This window comes from Micromonospora pallida (genome assembly GCF_900090325.1).
GTDB lineage: Bacteria > Actinomycetota > Actinomycetes > Mycobacteriales > Micromonosporaceae > Micromonospora > Micromonospora pallida.
In genome coordinates, this window is the sequence record NZ_FMHW01000002.1 from 1,954,736 (window position 1) to 1,969,780 (window position 15,045).

The 15,045-nt window shown below is 73.3% G+C and carries 16 protein-coding genes; 9 read left to right on the top strand and 7 right to left on the bottom strand.

The window, feature by feature from the left end; translation table 11 throughout:
- Positions 1-118: 118 nt before the first annotated feature.
- Both GA0074692_RS08535 and GA0074692_RS08540 read right to left on the bottom strand, forming a co-directional pair.
- Positions 119-988, bottom strand: coding sequence for an NAD(P)H-hydrate dehydratase (locus GA0074692_RS08535; protein WP_091641401.1), 870 nt, complete (start codon positions 986-988; stop codon positions 119-121).
- Positions 972-1,703, bottom strand: a complete 732-nt coding sequence (locus GA0074692_RS08540) for a histidine phosphatase family protein (protein WP_091641403.1) — start codon at positions 1,701-1,703, stop codon at positions 972-974. The genes GA0074692_RS08535 and GA0074692_RS08540 overlap by 17 nt, the downstream gene beginning before the upstream one ends.
- A gap of 200 nt (positions 1,704-1,903) precedes the next feature.
- Between GA0074692_RS08540 and GA0074692_RS08545 the strand changes: the two genes are divergently transcribed.
- Positions 1,904-2,134 carry a hypothetical protein gene (locus GA0074692_RS08545; protein ID WP_091652992.1) on the top strand — a complete coding sequence of 77 codons (231 nt, stop codon included), beginning with the start codon at positions 1,904-1,906 and terminating at the stop codon, positions 2,132-2,134.
- Between the two features lie 169 nt (positions 2,135-2,303).
- Here the strand turns inward: GA0074692_RS08545 and GA0074692_RS08550 are convergent, their stop codons facing one another.
- Both GA0074692_RS08550 and GA0074692_RS08555 read right to left on the bottom strand, forming a co-directional pair.
- Positions 2,304-2,591, bottom strand: a complete 288-nt coding sequence (locus GA0074692_RS08550) for a DUF1905 domain-containing protein (RefSeq protein WP_091641407.1) — start codon at positions 2,589-2,591, stop codon at positions 2,304-2,306.
- Positions 2,592-2,676: 85 nt separating this feature from the next.
- Positions 2,677-3,111: an Lrp/AsnC family transcriptional regulator gene (locus tag GA0074692_RS08555; protein ID WP_091652995.1), complete on the bottom strand. Its 435-nt coding sequence runs from the start codon at positions 3,109-3,111 to the stop codon at positions 2,677-2,679.
- 176 nt (positions 3,112-3,287) lie between these two features.
- Here GA0074692_RS08555 and pdhA point away from each other — a divergent pair, with 176 nt between their 5' ends.
- The 7 genes from pdhA (at position 3,288) to GA0074692_RS08590 (ending at position 11,437) form a co-directional block, all read left to right on the top strand.
- Positions 3,288-4,442 (top strand): pyruvate dehydrogenase (acetyl-transferring) E1 component subunit alpha, encoded by a 1,155-nt coding sequence (gene pdhA / locus GA0074692_RS08560; protein ID WP_091641410.1) that lies wholly within the window; start codon positions 3,288-3,290, stop codon positions 4,440-4,442.
- A complete protein-coding gene (locus GA0074692_RS08565; RefSeq protein ID WP_091641415.1) occupies positions 4,442-5,464 on the top strand; it encodes an alpha-ketoacid dehydrogenase subunit beta in 1,023 nt (340 codons plus the stop codon). Before pdhA ends, GA0074692_RS08565 begins: the two co-directional genes overlap by 1 nt.
- Positions 5,461-6,885 (top strand): dihydrolipoamide acetyltransferase family protein, encoded by a 1,425-nt coding sequence (locus GA0074692_RS08570; protein ID WP_091641419.1) that lies wholly within the window; start codon positions 5,461-5,463, stop codon positions 6,883-6,885. The genes GA0074692_RS08565 and GA0074692_RS08570 overlap by 4 nt, the downstream gene beginning before the upstream one ends.
- 113 nt (positions 6,886-6,998) lie before the next feature.
- The gene (locus GA0074692_RS08575; protein ID WP_218106596.1) at positions 6,999-8,651 is read left to right on the top strand and encodes a right-handed parallel beta-helix repeat-containing protein; all 1,653 of its coding nucleotides are present in this window, start codon (positions 6,999-7,001) and stop codon (positions 8,649-8,651) included.
- A 234-nt stretch (positions 8,652-8,885) separates the two neighbouring features.
- Positions 8,886-10,145, top strand: coding sequence for a L,D-transpeptidase (locus tag GA0074692_RS08580; RefSeq protein ID WP_091641422.1), 1,260 nt, complete (start codon positions 8,886-8,888; stop codon positions 10,143-10,145).
- A 161-nt stretch (positions 10,146-10,306) separates the two neighbouring features.
- On the top strand, positions 10,307-10,705 hold the full coding sequence (locus GA0074692_RS08585) for a DUF3224 domain-containing protein (RefSeq protein WP_091641425.1): 399 nt from the start codon (positions 10,307-10,309) through the stop codon (positions 10,703-10,705).
- Between the two features lie 159 nt (positions 10,706-10,864).
- Complete coding sequence (locus GA0074692_RS08590; RefSeq protein ID WP_091641427.1) at positions 10,865-11,437, top strand: anti-sigma factor antagonist; 573 nt, start codon at positions 10,865-10,867, stop codon at positions 11,435-11,437.
- 163 nt (positions 11,438-11,600) lie between these two features.
- Here the strand turns inward: GA0074692_RS08590 and GA0074692_RS08595 are convergent, their stop codons facing one another.
- Together GA0074692_RS08595 and GA0074692_RS08600 are read right to left on the bottom strand one after the other, a co-directional pair.
- The gene (locus tag GA0074692_RS08595; protein ID WP_091641429.1) at positions 11,601-11,969 is read right to left on the bottom strand and encodes an FKBP-type peptidyl-prolyl cis-trans isomerase; all 369 of its coding nucleotides are present in this window, start codon (positions 11,967-11,969) and stop codon (positions 11,601-11,603) included.
- Between the two features lie 129 nt (positions 11,970-12,098).
- The gene (locus GA0074692_RS08600; RefSeq protein WP_091641432.1) at positions 12,099-12,827 is read right to left on the bottom strand and encodes a helical backbone metal receptor; all 729 of its coding nucleotides are present in this window, start codon (positions 12,825-12,827) and stop codon (positions 12,099-12,101) included.
- A 157-nt stretch (positions 12,828-12,984) separates the two neighbouring features.
- Between GA0074692_RS08600 and GA0074692_RS08605 the strand changes: the two genes are divergently transcribed.
- Complete coding sequence (locus GA0074692_RS08605; RefSeq protein WP_245730236.1) at positions 12,985-13,878, top strand: PDDEXK family nuclease; 894 nt, start codon at positions 12,985-12,987, stop codon at positions 13,876-13,878.
- Between the two features lie 712 nt (positions 13,879-14,590).
- On the opposite strand, the gene GA0074692_RS08610 is transcribed toward GA0074692_RS08605, so the two are convergent.
- The gene (locus GA0074692_RS08610) at positions 14,591-14,938 is read right to left on the bottom strand and encodes a histone-like nucleoid-structuring protein Lsr2 (protein WP_091641438.1); all 348 of its coding nucleotides are present in this window, start codon (positions 14,936-14,938) and stop codon (positions 14,591-14,593) included.
- Between the last annotated feature and the right edge of the window lie 107 nt (positions 14,939-15,045).

The following is a 15,045-nucleotide window of genomic DNA, read 5'->3' on the forward strand; positions in this document are numbered from 1 at the left end:
GGTCGCGCTCCGGGTGGGGACGCGCCCCGGCGGGGGCGGGCAGGGTGCCCGCCCTCGGTTGACCAGCGTAGGGAGCGGATGTGGCGTTACACACATCCGTTCGGTCAGAGGCGACCTGTCAGACGGTGGCCAGCACCTGGGGTATCTCGCCGAGCAGCTCGCGGGCCAGGAAGCCGATCCGGCCGTACCGGGGCACCAGCCGCTGCCCGCTGACCGCGTGCGCGTACGCCGCCCAGCAGGCGGCCTGTTCCGGTCCCGCGCCCCGGGACATCAGCCCCGCCAGCAGCCCGGCCCGGACGTCACCGCTGCCGGAGGTGCCCAGCCCGGCGTCGCCGCTCTCCTCCCGCCACCGCCGTCCGTCCGGGCTGGCGATGTGTCCGTACAGCGACACCACCGCCCGGTAACGGTCGGCCAGTCCGGCGGCCTCGGCGTCGAGGTCGTCGCCGGGGTCGCGGCCGAGCAGGTGGCGGGCCTCGGTGAGGTTCGGGGTGAGCACCACGGGCCGGGCGGCATCGGCGAGCAACTCCGGCTCGTGACTGAGCGCGCCCAGGGCGTACGCGTCGAGCACCAGGCAGGTCCGTGCCCCCGTCGCGGCCAGCACCCGGTGCAGCAGCGCCCGGGTCTCGTCGATGCCGTGCAGCCCGGGGCCCACGGCGACCACGTCGGCCTCGGCGACCAGTTCGTCCAGCCGTTCCGCGTCCGCCCCGGCGACCGCGCCGTCGGGGGTCTCCGGCAGTCCCACCACCAGTGCCTCGGGGACCTGGATGCTCAGCGCCGCCGCGGTGGACTCGGCGGCGGCCAGTTGCAGCACGCCGGCGCCGGCCCGCAGGGCCGCCACCCCGGCCAGCAGCACCGCCCCGGGGGTCACCCGGGACCCGCCGACCACCAGGACCGTGCCCCGGGTCTCCTTCCCGCCCACCGGCACGGGCAGCGCCCAGTCCCGCAGCAGCGCCGGGGTGATCACCGCCGGCTCAGACCGGTTCGGCATCGACGCCCTCCTCCCGGGTCGGTACGGCACCCTGCTCGGCGAGGTGGGTGACGTCGTTGAAGACGGCCAGTTCGAGCCGTCCGTCCGGGCCGCGCCGCCATCCGGTGACCGAACAGTTGCCCAGCCGGTGCCGTCGGGTCAGCTCGACCAGTTCCGGTTCGGAGATCGGCTCGATGAGGTACCGCAGCAGGAACACCAGTGCCTCGTGGCCGAACAGGGCCACCCGCCGGTCAGCGTGGTCACGGCGTAGGTCACCGAGGAGGGCGCGCAGCCGCAGCGCCACGTCCGCCCAGGACTCGCCCCCGGGCGGCCGGTAGTAGAACTTGCCCAGACGGGCCCGACGGGCGGCCTCGTCGGGGAACCGGTTCACCACCCCGTGCGAGGTGAGCAGGTCGAGCACGCCCAGCTCCCGGTCCCGCAGCCGCTCGTCCCGGTGCAGGTGCACGTCCAGTCCGGCCAGGGCCAGTTCGGCGGTCTGCGCGGCGCGCCGGTACGGCGACACCACCACGACGTCGGGGCGCTCGGGGCCGGGTCGGGCGGCCAGCCAGCGCCCGGTCGCCTCGGCCTGCTCGCGCCCGGTGGCCGAGAGCGGCACGTCCGCGTCCCGTTCGGTGATGTCGACCAGGTCGACCCCGGCTGCCTCGGCCCGGGCCGCCGCGACGTTGCCGGTGCTCTCCCCGTGCCGGATGATCCACAACCGGTCCAGTTCCGCCATGCGCGCATCCGTACCCGGCGGTCCATTCCGGTAACCGGACCGAAGCCCGCCGCCGGCCCCGGACCCACCGCCGTCCCCGGATCGAAGCCCGTGGCCGGGCCGGACCCGTCGCCGATCCGGCCGACGCGTGAACGGCCGGCCGGCGGGTAAGCGCGGGCCGGCCGTTTCCGGCGAACCAGGGGAGGTGCACTGTGGCGACCATGGTCAGGGAGCCGTCGAGCCCGGTCAAGGACAAGAACTACGACCTGATCCACACGCTCCAGCTCTCGTTGGAGCACATCTGGCGGATGGAGACCTACATCTCCGACGCGGATGCTCGCGGCGACAAGGAACTCGCCTCCTGGTTTCGCAAGATCCAGGAGAACAACCGCAAGGCGGGCGAGCAGGGCAAGCAGATGCTCATGGAGCGGATGAAACGGGAGAACGGGTAACACCGGGCGGGCGGGGGCACGGCCGGGTGATCCCCGGACCGCGCCCTCGCCCGCACCAGGTCGGCCCGGGGACACCGAGCCGCCGAAACGCTCCACCCGGCCCGCGCCCTCGCGCGCACCGCTGCGCCGAGATCGCCGACCGTCGCGGCCGGTCAGCGCCGGTCGGCAGTCAGCCGCCGACGGTCAGGTGCACGGTCACCGTCTCGCCCGGCTCGATCCCCTCCGCGCGGCGCACCGCGTCCCGCAGCGGCACCAGATAGCGGCCGTCCTTCGGGAACAGCGAGGTCGTCCACCGGGTGGCGCCGACCCGCGCGGCCACCGGGATCATCCCCCAGCCGTAGGTCACTGCCGCCGAAGCGGCCTTCAGCGTGGCGCTCTCCGCCGCCGGTACCGGGACGAAGTGGTAGGGCGCCGGGCCCCGCCAGACCCACACCTCGCCGCTGAACTCCAGCTCCATCCGGCCAGGGTAGGGACCGGGTACGACACGGTTCGGCCCACGGACCGTGCGCGCCGAACCGGGCCCTTGGACTGTGCGCGCCGGTTCACGCCCACGGGCCGTACGCGCCGTCGAACTCCTCGAACACCAGCCAGGTGCGGGTGGAGAGCACTCCGGGGATGCTCTGCACCTGCCCCAGCACCACGTCCCGCAGTGCCGCGTTGTCCGGCGCGCGGACCAGCGCCAGCACGTCGTGGTCACCGCCGAGCAGTGCCGCGTGCGCGATGTAGCGCACCCGGGCCAGTCGGGCTGACACCTCCCGCCAGGTGTTCTGCTCGATGGTCAGCGCCACGTACGCCGAGGTGCCCAGTCCGGCCTGCTCCGGGGCGACCTGCGCCTGGAACCCGGTGATCACCCCGTCCCGCAGCAGCCGTTCCACCCGGGCGTACGCGTTGGTCCGCGAGACGTGCACCCGCTCGGCGAGCGTCCGGATCGACATCCGCCCGTCCCGGACCAGCTCAGCGACGATCTGGCGGTCCACCTCGTCCAAGGGGCGGGCCGTTCGTCCCGTCGTGGCGGACAACTCGGCCTCCGTTCGGTCATCTTGGCTCACGTTGCCGCCTCCTGAATGCCAAACGTCCCGGCTTTATGGTTGATCTTGAGTCAATCATCCGCACGGTCGAGCATAGGGCCACCACACGTCCAGGAGGTTCCGCCGTGACGACCACATCTCGCGCGGTCCGCCGGGCACCGTCGCCCTCCCGTCGCGCGGCCACCCCGCCCGACCCGGCGCGCGAGCTGCTGCCCAGCGCGGAGCCGGTCCGCATGCTCGACCCCACCGGCACACCGCTTCGCACCACCCTCACCGAACCCGACCTCGACCAACTGCGCGAGATGTACCGGCGGATGGTCGTCGGCCGTCGGTTCGACGCCCAGTCCACCGCCCTGACCAAGCAGGGCAAGCTGGCCGTCTACCCCTCCTCCCGGGGACAGGAGGCGTGCCAGGTCGGCGCGGTGCTCGCCCTGCGGGACACCGACTGGGTCTTCCCGACCTACCGGGAGTCGATGGCGCTGGTCAGCCGGGGCATCGACCCGGTCGAGGTGCTCACCCTGCTGCGCGGCGACTGGCACTGCGGGTACGACCCGGCCGTCCGGCACACCGCGCCCCAGTGCACCCCGCTCGGCACCCAGTGCGTGCACGCCGCCGGTCTCGCCTACGGCGAGGCGTACCAGGGCCGGGACACCGTCGCGCTGGCCTTCGTCGGGGACGGCGCGACCAGCGAGGGCGACTTCCACGAGGGGGTCAACTTCGCCGCCGTCTTCAAGGCCCCCGTGGTCTTCTTCGTGCAGAACAACAAGTACGCGATCAGCGTCCCGATCTCCCGGCAGACCGCCGCGCCGTCGCTGGCGTACAAGGGCGTCGGGTACGGCGTACCGGCCGAACAGGTCGACGGCAACGATCCGGTCGCGGTGCTCGCCGTGCTGACCCGCGCGGTGGCGCACGCCCGCGCCGGCAACGGCCCCTACCTGGTCGAGGCGCACACCTACCGGATGGAGCCGCACACCAACGCCGACGACGCCACCCGTTACCGCGACGGCGCCGAGGTCGAGGCGTGGCGCGACCGGGACCCGATCGCCCGCCTGGAGACCTACCTGCGCACCCGGGAGGTGCTCGACGACGAGGCGGTCGCCGCGATCGCCGCCGAGGCCGAGGCGTACGCCGCCGACCTGCGTACCCGGATGCACGACAGGCCGGCTGTCGACCCGCTCAGCCTCTTCGACCACGTCTACGCCGAGCCCACGCCCCAACTGCGGGAGCAGCGCGAGCAGGTCCGCGCCGAACTGGCAGCGGACCGGGAGGGGGAGCACTGATGGCCGCGACCACGATGGCGAAGGCGCTCAACGCCGCGCTCGCCGACGCGATGGCCGACGACGACCGGGTGCTCGTCTTCGGCGAGGACGTCGGCCAGCTCGGCGGGGTCTTCCGGATCACCGACGGGCTGCTCGCCCGGTTCGGCGACAAGCGCTGCTTCGACACGCCGCTGGCCGAGGCCGGCATCGTCGGCTTCGCGGTCGGCCTGGCCATGTCCGGGCTGCGCCCGGTGGTGGAGATGCAGTTCGACGCGTTCGCCTACCCGGCGTTCGAGCAGATCGCCTCGCACGTGGCGAAGATGCGCAACCGCACCCGGGGCGCGCTGAGCGTACCGATGGTCATCCGGGTGCCGTACGCGGGCGGCATCGGCGGGGTGGAGCACCACTGCGACTCCAGCGAGGCCTACTACGCGCACACCCCCGGGCTGAAGGTGGTCACGCCGGCCACCGTGGACGACGCGTACGCGCTGCTGCGCGCGGCGATCGCCGACCCGGATCCGGTGGTCTTCCTGGAGCCGAAGAAGCTCTACTTCGCCAGCGCCGAGGCGACGCTGCCGGCGACCGCCCCGCCGATCGGGCGGGCCGTCGTACGCCGGCCGGGACGCGATGCCACCCTGATCGCCTACGGGCCGGCGGTGCCGGTCGCGCTGGAGGCCGCCGAGGCCGCCCGGGAGGAGGGCTGGGACCTCGAGGTGGTCGACTGCCGCAGCATCGCCCCGTTCGATGACGAGACGATCACCGCTTCGGTCCGGCGCACCGGCCGGTGCGTGGTGGTCCAGGAGGCGCAGGGCTTCGCCGGCGTCGGCGCGGAGATCGCCGCCCGGGTCCAGGAGCGCTGCTTCCACGCCCTGCACGCCCCGGTGCTGCGGGTCACCGGCCTGGACATCCCCTACCCGCCGCCGATGCTGGAGCACACCCACCTGCCGTCGGTGGACCGCATCCTCGACACGGTGGCCCGGTTGCAGTGGGACGACCAGCCCGACGACCGCTGGCTGCCCCGCCTGGAAGGCAGCTCGGCGTGACCACCGTGGACGGCACCCGGGTGTTCCTCCTGCCCGACCTGGGAGAGGGGCTCACCGAGGCGGAGATCGTGCAGTGGCGGGTCGCCGTGGGCGACCTGGTGACCGTCGACCAGACCGTGGTCGAGGTGGAGACCGCCAAGGCCGTCGTGGACGTGCCCTGCCCGTACGCCGGGCGGGTGGTCGCCCTGCACGGCGCGGCGGGCGAGGTGCGGCCGGTCGGCCAGCCGCTGGTCACCGTGGCACCGGTGGACGCCACCCCGGCCGAACCGGCGGGCCACGCCACCTACCGGGAGGAGGAACGCGCCGGATCGGGCAACGTACTGATCGGTTACGGCACCGGGCACGCCCCGACCCGCCGCCGGCGACGCCCCCGGCTGACCGGGGCCCCGATGCCGGAACCCGCCCCACCGGCCCCGGCCACCCCACCGGCTCCGCCGACTCCCGTCCCCACTGTCCCGCCGACTGCTGTCCCGGCCGTCCCGCCGACTCCGGCCCCGGTCGTCGGCGCTGCCGGGACGGGGGGCGCGTCCCTGGTCATCTCGCCCATCGTCCGCCGGCTGGCGCGGGACCACGGCATCGACGCCACCACCCTGCGCGGCACCGGCCCCGGTGGCGTGGTCCGCCGGGCCGACGTGGAGGCCGCGCTCGCCGCGGCCACCGACCCGCCCGCGACGGCGACCGGCACCCCTCCCGCCACCGTGGCCGGGCCGGCTCCGGTGCCCGCTGGCGAGGACCTGGTCATTCCGCTGACCGGGATCCGCAAGGTCATCGCCGACAAGCTGTCCCGCAGCCGGCGGGAGATCCCCGAGGTCACCATCTGGGTCGACGTGGACGCCACCGGCCTGCTGGAGACCCGGGCCGCGATCAACGCCGCCACCCCGGACCGGCCGGTCAGCATCCTTGCCCTGCTGGCGCGGATCTGCCTGTCCGGACTGCGCCGCTTCCCGCAGCTCAACGCCCGGGTCGACGGCGAGGCGCAGCGGATCGTCCAGTCGGCCGGGGTGCACCTGGGGATCGCCGCGCAGACCGATCGGGGACTGGTCGTCCCGGTGCTGCGGGACGCCCAACGGCTCACCACCACCGAACTGGCCGCCGCGCTGGCCGAGACCACCAGCGCGGCCCGTGCCGGCACCCTCCCGCCAGCCCGGCTCACCGGCGGCACCTTCACGCTGAACAACTACGGGGTGTTCGGCGTCGACGGCTCGACCCCGATCATCAACCATCCCGAGGCGGCGCTGCTCGGAATCGGCCGGATCGTGGACAAGCCCTGGGTCGTCGACGGGCAGCTCGCCGTTCGCAAGGTCACCCAGCTCAGCCTGACCTTCGACCACCGGGTCTGCGACGGAGGCGTGGCCGGCGGCTTCCTGCGGCACGTCGCCGACTGCGTCGAACGGCCCGCCCTGCTGATCGCCAACCTCTGACGTACGGGGCTCGCCATCAGCGAGCCACCCCGGGGCCGTCACCTCGCCCCGCGTCGGTTAGCCCCGCCCGGGAGCGGGAAGACGGTGCCTCCGTACGGGCGAGGGAGGACCAGGTGGGCGATCCCGGCGCCCCTGCCACCGGTGCGCGGGTGGAGGTGCCGCTGCGCTGCGACGCGCGGGAGCACGGCCTGGCCGGCGACGGGGTGACCAACGACCAGCCGGCGCTGGCCGCGCTGGTCGACCGGCTCGGCGAGGCGTACCGGGCCGACGGTCGGGCCCGGGTCGTCTACTGCCCGCCGGGGGTCTATGCGATCCGGGACGCCGGCACAACCTGGCGCGGTGGGGTGTCCCTGGTCGGTGCCGGTCCCGGGGTGACCCGGTTCGTGCTCGACAACGCCGGCAACCGCGCCGATCCCACCCCGCTGGCCTTCCACACCGTCCAACGCCACGGGGCCAGCCCGGACCGCCACCTCGCCGACTGCACCTTCGCCGACTTCGAGATCGACGGCTCGCGGGTCGCCTCGGCCGAGTACAACCCGCTCGCCAAGGGGCTCGGCCTCCAGTACGTGCTGCGGGGCACCTTCCGTAACCTCTACATCCACCACACCGCCGCCACCGGTCTCGGCTGCGACTTCCTCCAGGACACCCTGATCGAGGGGGTACGGGTGACCGGCTGTGGACGGCTGGACAACGGCACTCAGATGGGTGGGGCGGGCATCGGCGTCGGCGTCGGCGGCTGGGGCGCGGTCGAGCGCCTCACGATCGTCAACTGCACGGCGGTGGGCAACGCCACCAGCGGCATCTTCCTGGAGTTGCAACGGCTCGACTTCGCGCCACCGCGCGGCATCCGGATCATCGGCTGCCATGTGCAGGACAATCGCTTCGGCATCGCCGACTGGGGCGCGGACGGCCTGATCGTCTCCGCGTGCACCATGATCGGCAACCTGGAGGCCGGGTTCCAGGTCTCCGCGGAGGGGACGACCGGTACCGCTGGACGCGGCGGGATCGTCACCGACTGCGTCGTCGACGACAACCTCCGCGCCGGGGTCAGCATCGGCAACACCCCCGGCCCGTACATCGTCCGGGGCAACCGGATCAGCGGCAACGGCCGGTACGGGTACCACCAGGAGAACCTGGGCGAGGGCTACCGGGCCGTCTCGCGGGACATCGTCATCGAGAGCAACGACATCTGGGGCAACAGCCTGGACGGGATCCGCATCGACCGGCCGATCGCCGACGCGGTGCTGCTGGACAACCGGATCCGCAACAACGGTCGGCAGTGCGCCCCGGCGGCGTGCGGTGCCGGCGACGCGGTGGGCTACACCGATCGGACCCTGACGGACCGGTCGGCGGACTGGCCGCACGACGGGCACCGGGGGAAGGTGGTCCGGGTCGGCCGGCGGATCGCCGTCGTGGCGGCCAACGACTCGACGACCCTGCATCTGGCGGCGATCCGGCCCGGCTCGCACAGCGCCTGGAGCGGGGACACCCCGGCGCCGGGCACCCCGTACGAGCTGCCGGGCTCCCCGCCGGTGCGGGCCGGCCTCACGGTCGACGCCAGGTGCGAGGCGGTGACCGTGCGGGGCAACCGGATGTGGGACAACCACACCCTGCGTACCCAGGACCACGGGTTCTGGGTCACCGGACGGGGTGGCCTCGTCGACTGCCGGATCGAGGGAAACGACCTGGCCGGCAACGGGCTCGCGGGCGTCCTCCTGGAGACGCCACCGACCGGTGGACGCTGGGTCGACAACCACGCCGACTGACCACGGGCGCGGGGCGTCGGGCAGGGAACCGCCCGCCGGTGACCGGCGGGGACGGACGGGACGGCTGCCGCGAGCGGGTCTCACCGGGCCGGGCGGGGTGGTTCGGTCGCATTCCGTGAAATTGCGACCGGCGAGCGCCGAGAATTGCGCGGACGATTCTGCCGAAAATTGCGTCGGCACCGGGTCGGTGGTGGTGACAATGTGCCGGAGGGAAACCGGAACGGGAGGAGCATCATGGAGTTGAGGCGGCGGCTCACGCTGTCTGCGGCGACCATCACGGCGACCGCGATGGCCCTCGGTGCGTGCACGGCGGACCGGGCGCCGGCGAAGAAGGAGGCGGCCCGGGTGCCGTTGGAACTGACCGTGACCCCCGCCGACCGGACCCGCGACGTGCCGATCAGTGCCGAGGTCGGGGTCGCGGTCCGGGGCGGCAAGGTCAGGGACGTGCAGATCCGGGACGACCGGGGCAAGCCGGTGCGCGCCGAAGCCCGCGAGGACGGGACGGCCTGGGTGCCGGCGGAACCGTTGGCGCACCGTCGGACGTACACCGCAGAGGTGACCGCGGCGAACGACGCGGGCGCGACCGTCAAACGAAGCACGACCTTCACCACTGGCGCGAAATCGAACTCCCCGGCAATTACCAGCACGCTCTATTTCGCTGGCAACCGGACGTACGGAACCGCCATGCCGGTAACCGTCGCGTTCGACCCGCCCATTCCGAAAGACGCCAGAGACGAGGTCCAGCGCCGTTTGTTCGTCACCACCGACCCGCCCCAGCCGGGCGCCTGGTCGTGGCTGGAGGACGGCAGCCAGGTCTACTACCGGGCACCGGACTTCTGGCGCCCCGGCACCAGCATCAGCGTCCGCTCCGCGTTGGCGGGCCTGCCGATCGGCCGGGACCGCGTCGGCGACACCGACCAGCGGGCCACCTCCCGGATCGGTCGCCAGGTGGCGCTGGAGATCGACAACGCCACCAAGCACATGTCGGTGTTCCAGGACGGCAAGCTCCTCCGCAAGATCCCGGTCAGTCTCGGCAAGCCGAGCACACCCAGCTCCAGCGGCCGGATGGTGATCATGGAGAAGCACGAACGGACCACCTTCGACACCCGGGGCGAGCCGAACGGCGGCTACGTGGTGGACGTCGACGACGCCCAGCGCTACACCTGGGGCGGTGAGTTCATCCACGCCGCCCCGTGGTCGGTGGGGGACCAGGGCAACACCAACGTCTCGCACGGCTGCGCCAACGTCTCCAACCAGGCCGCCGACTGGCTGATGGGGATCACCCAGGTCGGGGATCTGATCACCGTCAAGGGCACCGAGGTGCAGTTGCAGCCGGGCAACGGCTGGACCGCCTGGAACGTCAGCTGGGAGGAGTTCGTCAAGGGCAGCGCCCTGCCGGTGCCGGGGAATCTCCGGCCCGCGCCCGCCGCCAGCCCGGCGCCGCCGGCCGCGGCCGTCACGCCCGAGCCGGTCACCACCGGCAGCGGCGGCTGACCCGTCCCCCGGTGGGTCGGCTGGGTGGCGGGTCCACCGCCGCCGGTCCGCCGGGCCCGACCTGGCACCTCCGCCGCAGGTCCGACCACTTGGCCGACCTGCGGCGGAGCGTCCGTGCGGCATGCTGACCTCATCGGGTGACAACCCGGGGGGAGCCAGCCATGCGTGTCCGTGCCGTCGGCGCCGTCGACCTGATCTGGGACGAGCAACCGCCCTACGACGACCGCGCGGGCGGCCGGCTGGCCCGGGTCGTCGTGACCAAGGAGTTCCAGGGGGACCTCCAGGCATCCAGCGTCGCCCACCTGCTGAAGACCGAGTCGGCGTGGCCGGGCTCGGGTGGCTACGTCGGCCTCGAACGGGTGGTCGGGACGCTGCACGGTCGGCCGGGCAGCTTCGTCCTCCAGCACTGCGGTGTGATGGACCGGGGCTGCGGGACCCTGACCATCCAGGTCGTCCCGGACACCGGCACCGGGGAACTGACCGGGCTGACCGGGACCATGGAGATCCTGCTGGTCGACGGCGAGCGCGGCTTCACCTTCGACTACAGCGTGGACGCCTGACGTGTGGACGGTCGACGTCCGTGGGCGCCGGGCGCGCCGCCGTGGGGCGACTCCTCCTCCGGAAGGGTGAGGGGTTTCCCCGGACCCGACCCGGGACGTACCCGGGGATCGATCCTCGGCAGGAGGAAACTGTCGGTGCTACCGCATAGATTCGGGGTCATGAGGCAGCGCAGCGACCAACTCGAGGTCGAGGTCAACATCGGCGACCGGGCGGTCGACGTACGGGTGGCCGGTGAGATCGACATTGCGACGGTGGCCCAGTTCCGGTCGGTGCTCTGGGCCCAGCCGGTCCGGCCGCTGCTGCGGCTCGACCTCTCCGGTGTGTCGGTCTTCTCCGCCGCCGCGATCCGCACCCTGGTCGCCGCGCACCTGGGCGTGCGGGCCCGGGGCGGCGAACTGGTGCTGGTGGACCCGCACCCGATGATCCTGCGGGTGCTGCGGGGCACCGGTCTGCACCGGATCATCCCGGTGACCGAGGGCGCCGCGCGACTCACCCTGCCGACCGGCCGGCCCCCGACCGACCCCGTGGGCACGACCCTGGACGGCCAGCGGGCCGAGGGCACGCCGGCCGACGTCGTGCCCTCGGTTGGTGTTCCGGGGCGACGGTCGTGGGCGGCGACCGACCTGTCCTGCCCCCGGCTGCCGGGCGACCGCTGGCCGGCCGGCCCGACGCCCACCGTCGGCCGGACGATCTCCGCCGTCCTGCCGTACCGCCCGCTCGCGGCGGTCTGACCGGCCGCAGGCCACGACAAGCCCCGTGCCGGTCGATCACGGGCGGGGACCGTGCCGCCAGGGCTGCGACCGCGACCCGCGGGTCATGTTCGGCGCACTCGGGGACGCCTTATCGACGCCGGCTGGGGGTCACCGACCAGGTCGGTGACCCCCAGCCGTGAGGTCAGCGGACGCCGAGCAGGTCCACCACGAAGACCAGCGTCTCGCCGGGCTTGATGACGCCACCGGCACCCCGGTTGCCGTAGCCCAGTTGCGGCGGGATGGTGAGCTTGCGGCGGCCGCCGACCCGCATTCCCACCACGCCCTGGTCCCAGCCGGCGATGACCTGACCGGCGCCGAGCCCGAACTGGAAGGTCTCGCCCCGGTTCCAGGACGCGTCGAACTCGCGTCCGGTGGAGTGGGCCACCCCGACGTAGTGCACGCTGACCAACTGCCCCCGCTCGGCCTCGGGGCCCTCGCCGACCGTGATGTCCTCGATGACGAGATCGGCGGGCGGGGCGCCCTCGATCGGGCCCACCTCGGGCTTGTTCATCCTGGCTCTCCTGCCTCGCGGGGTCACTGTCCCGTCGATCCTGCCGGATCGCCAGGCGCCGATGCCCGGCAGGACGGTGGGCCCGCCCCGCACCTGCGTCGACGCGCGGACGGACGGCGGCGGCCCGACTCAGCCCGGATGCGTCAGCCGTCGGCCGAGTTGGGCCGCGAGCACTGCGGGCGCCTCGGCCAGCGACGGCCCGTACCAGGTCAGATGCCGGCCGGACAGCAACGCACAGGGCACGCCGGGAAAGGCGTCCGGGCCGTCATCGGCAGTGAACCGGTACGGCTCGTCCGGCAGTACCACCAGCTCCGGCTGACGGTCGCGCAGCTCGGTCAGACCGGGCCGGGGGTAGCGCTCCGGATGCTCGGCGTAGAGGTTGCGCACGCCGAGCCGGTGCAGCACGTCCCCGGCGAAGGTGTCGCCGCCGAGCACCACCCACGGCCGGCGCCAGACCGGCACGACCGCGCGCGGGGTGTCGGCCGGAGCGGGCAGCGTCGCCCAGGCGTGCCGCGCGGCGGCCAGCCACTCCGGCTCACCGGTCGCGCCGAGGGCGGCGAGCAGGTCGCCCAGCTCGGTGAGGGCGTGTGACACGGTCCGGGGATAGGTGACCCAGACCGGTACGCCGGCGGCGATCAGCGCGTCGGCGTCCTCGCGACGGTTCTCCTCGACGTTGAGCAGGACGACGTCCGGGCGGAGCGCGAGCACCCGGGCGAGATCGGGGTACTTGCTGCCGCCCACCCGGGTGACCGCCAGGCCGGCGGGGTGCGTGCACCAGTCGGTCGCGCCGACCAGGATCCCGGGCACGGTGACCGCCACCGCCTCGGTGAGCGACGGCACCAGGGACACCACCCGCACGTCCGTACCTCCCGCTACCGACCGACGGTGTCGATGATGCCCGATCCGCCGCCGCGGTGGCTGCCCGCCGGGCCGTCGAGGCCTGCGGCCGGGGCGACCGACGGGCGGTCCCGGGGCCCGTCCTAGACTCTGGCCCCGGCACCGAGGGATGGAACACGTGGGACAGACGACGAGCACCGGATCCGACGCCAGCTCCTGGCTGCGTCCGCTCTCCGCCGCACGCGGACCGCTGGTGGAACGCGGCGACCGCGTCGTGCACACCGCCCGCCGCCTCGGTGAACTGATGTCGGGTCGTCCGCCGGGCGTCACCGGCCACCAGTGGAACACGGCAAGCCGGGCCACCGTCGACTTCGTGGTCTGCGACGGCGGTACGAGACGCCCGGTGTTCGCGGTGGAATTCACCACCTCGGCCGGGACACCGGAGGACCATCGGGGGATCCGGATGCGGGACGCGGTCTACGCGGCGGTCGGCCTGGAGGTCCTCCGGATCCGGTCGGCCACCCTGTTGCCGGACCCGCACGGTCGGCGCGTGGTGGAATATCTCATCGACGCCCGGGGCTACACCGCCGGCCTGTCGGAGTGGAGCGATCCGGTCGACGCGGTGACCGAGCGACCGGTCGGGTTCCGGGACATCGTCGGCCGGTTGCCCGACGGTCGCAGCGGTCAGGTCAACGACCTGGGCGCCATCGCCCGGGTCGGGGCCGTGGAGGCGTACGTGGCCCGCCAGCTCGTCGACCCCATCGTGCGCGGTCTGCACGTACGCTGGCAGGACGGTCCCGCCGAGGGCTGGGCCTGGGTCGAGGTGCGCCCCGGCCGGTGCCTGGTCGAGCGGGTCCTGCTCGAGGAACACCGGTTCGCCTGCGGGGTCGACGCCACCCGTCTGGCCGGGGACCTGGCCGTCGCCGCGATCGGTGAGCGGCTGCGCCGGTTCGACGCCGGGGAACCGGACCTGGTGGCGCGCGGTGACCTCGGGCGGGACTTCGAGCGGTTGCGCGCCCGTCGGGACGAGATGGCGCACGGTTTCGAGTTCGACCACCTCACCTTCGACTGACCTCTTTCCGGTCCAAGCCGGCCGTCCCGGGTTCCCGGATCCGGAGGCGGTGCCATCGTCGTCGGCGCGGGGAGTGTACCGAGGTGCGAAATCGCACACCTAGCCGCACCGTCCCGCACTCGAAAGAACATCGTCGGTAATCGACGTGGCCGCGGAGCCGGGAATACCACTCGCGTCCTGGCGGACGCGACACTCCGGGCATGTCGCCGGTCGGGAAAAGGGAGAATCCGGCCGGGTTCCGGTCCCGGCGGGCGCACCGGGCGAACCGGTGGCATGCGGAGTCTGCGGCCAACCGCGAGGCGCCGGCCGGTTGCCCCGCCGCGGCGACGGGCGGGCCGTTTTCCGGTGTTCGGGCGACGACTTCGAGACGTGGGACCGCGCCGGGATTGTCGTCGGGCCGGTGCCCGACCGGGACGGTGAACCGTACCGATTGCGTATGCGGGACGGGCGGCGCGGATGCCGTGGTCGGCGCGGTCACCCCGCCAGGTCGGTCCACGACCGCGCCGACCACGGCACCGTGCCGGAACGCCGTCCCGGGGAGCCGGCCCGTCGACCGGCAACGCCCGCGCACCCGCGAGCCTGGCCAGCGGGGGTGTGCGGGCACGGAGAGCGGGTGGCGGGCGACCCGGCGCGTGGGGCGGAAAGGAAGACCCGGACGATACCGGCGATATCCCAGCGTGACGCCCAGGCTCCGGATGGTGATGCCGGTCGGTCAGCGGTTCTTGTACGCCTCGACGACCGACACCGGGATGCGGCCACGCTCGGAAATCTCGTAGCCGTTCTTGGCGGCCCATTCGCGGATGGCCCGGTTCTGCTCACGATCCATTCCGGACGTCGCCGGGCGACCCGGACGACGCGCTCCACGGCTGGTCTCCGCGACCCCCCGACCGATGCGACGGCCAGCGGTGATGAACGGGTCCAGCGCCTTGCGCAGGACCCCGGCGTTTTCGTCCGACACATCGATGGTGTACATGACGCCGTCGAGCCCGAACTCGACCGTCCGGTCGGCCTTTCCGCCGTCGAGGTCGTCCGTGAGAACTGTGATTACTTTCCTGGCCATCGTCCATTACTCCTTGCGCGGGGCGGGGTGTGGCTAAGAGTTTGACGTATCGCACCGCAAATCCGCAACAATACGCGGCCTCCGGCATTCCGCCGTCCGTGCCAGAC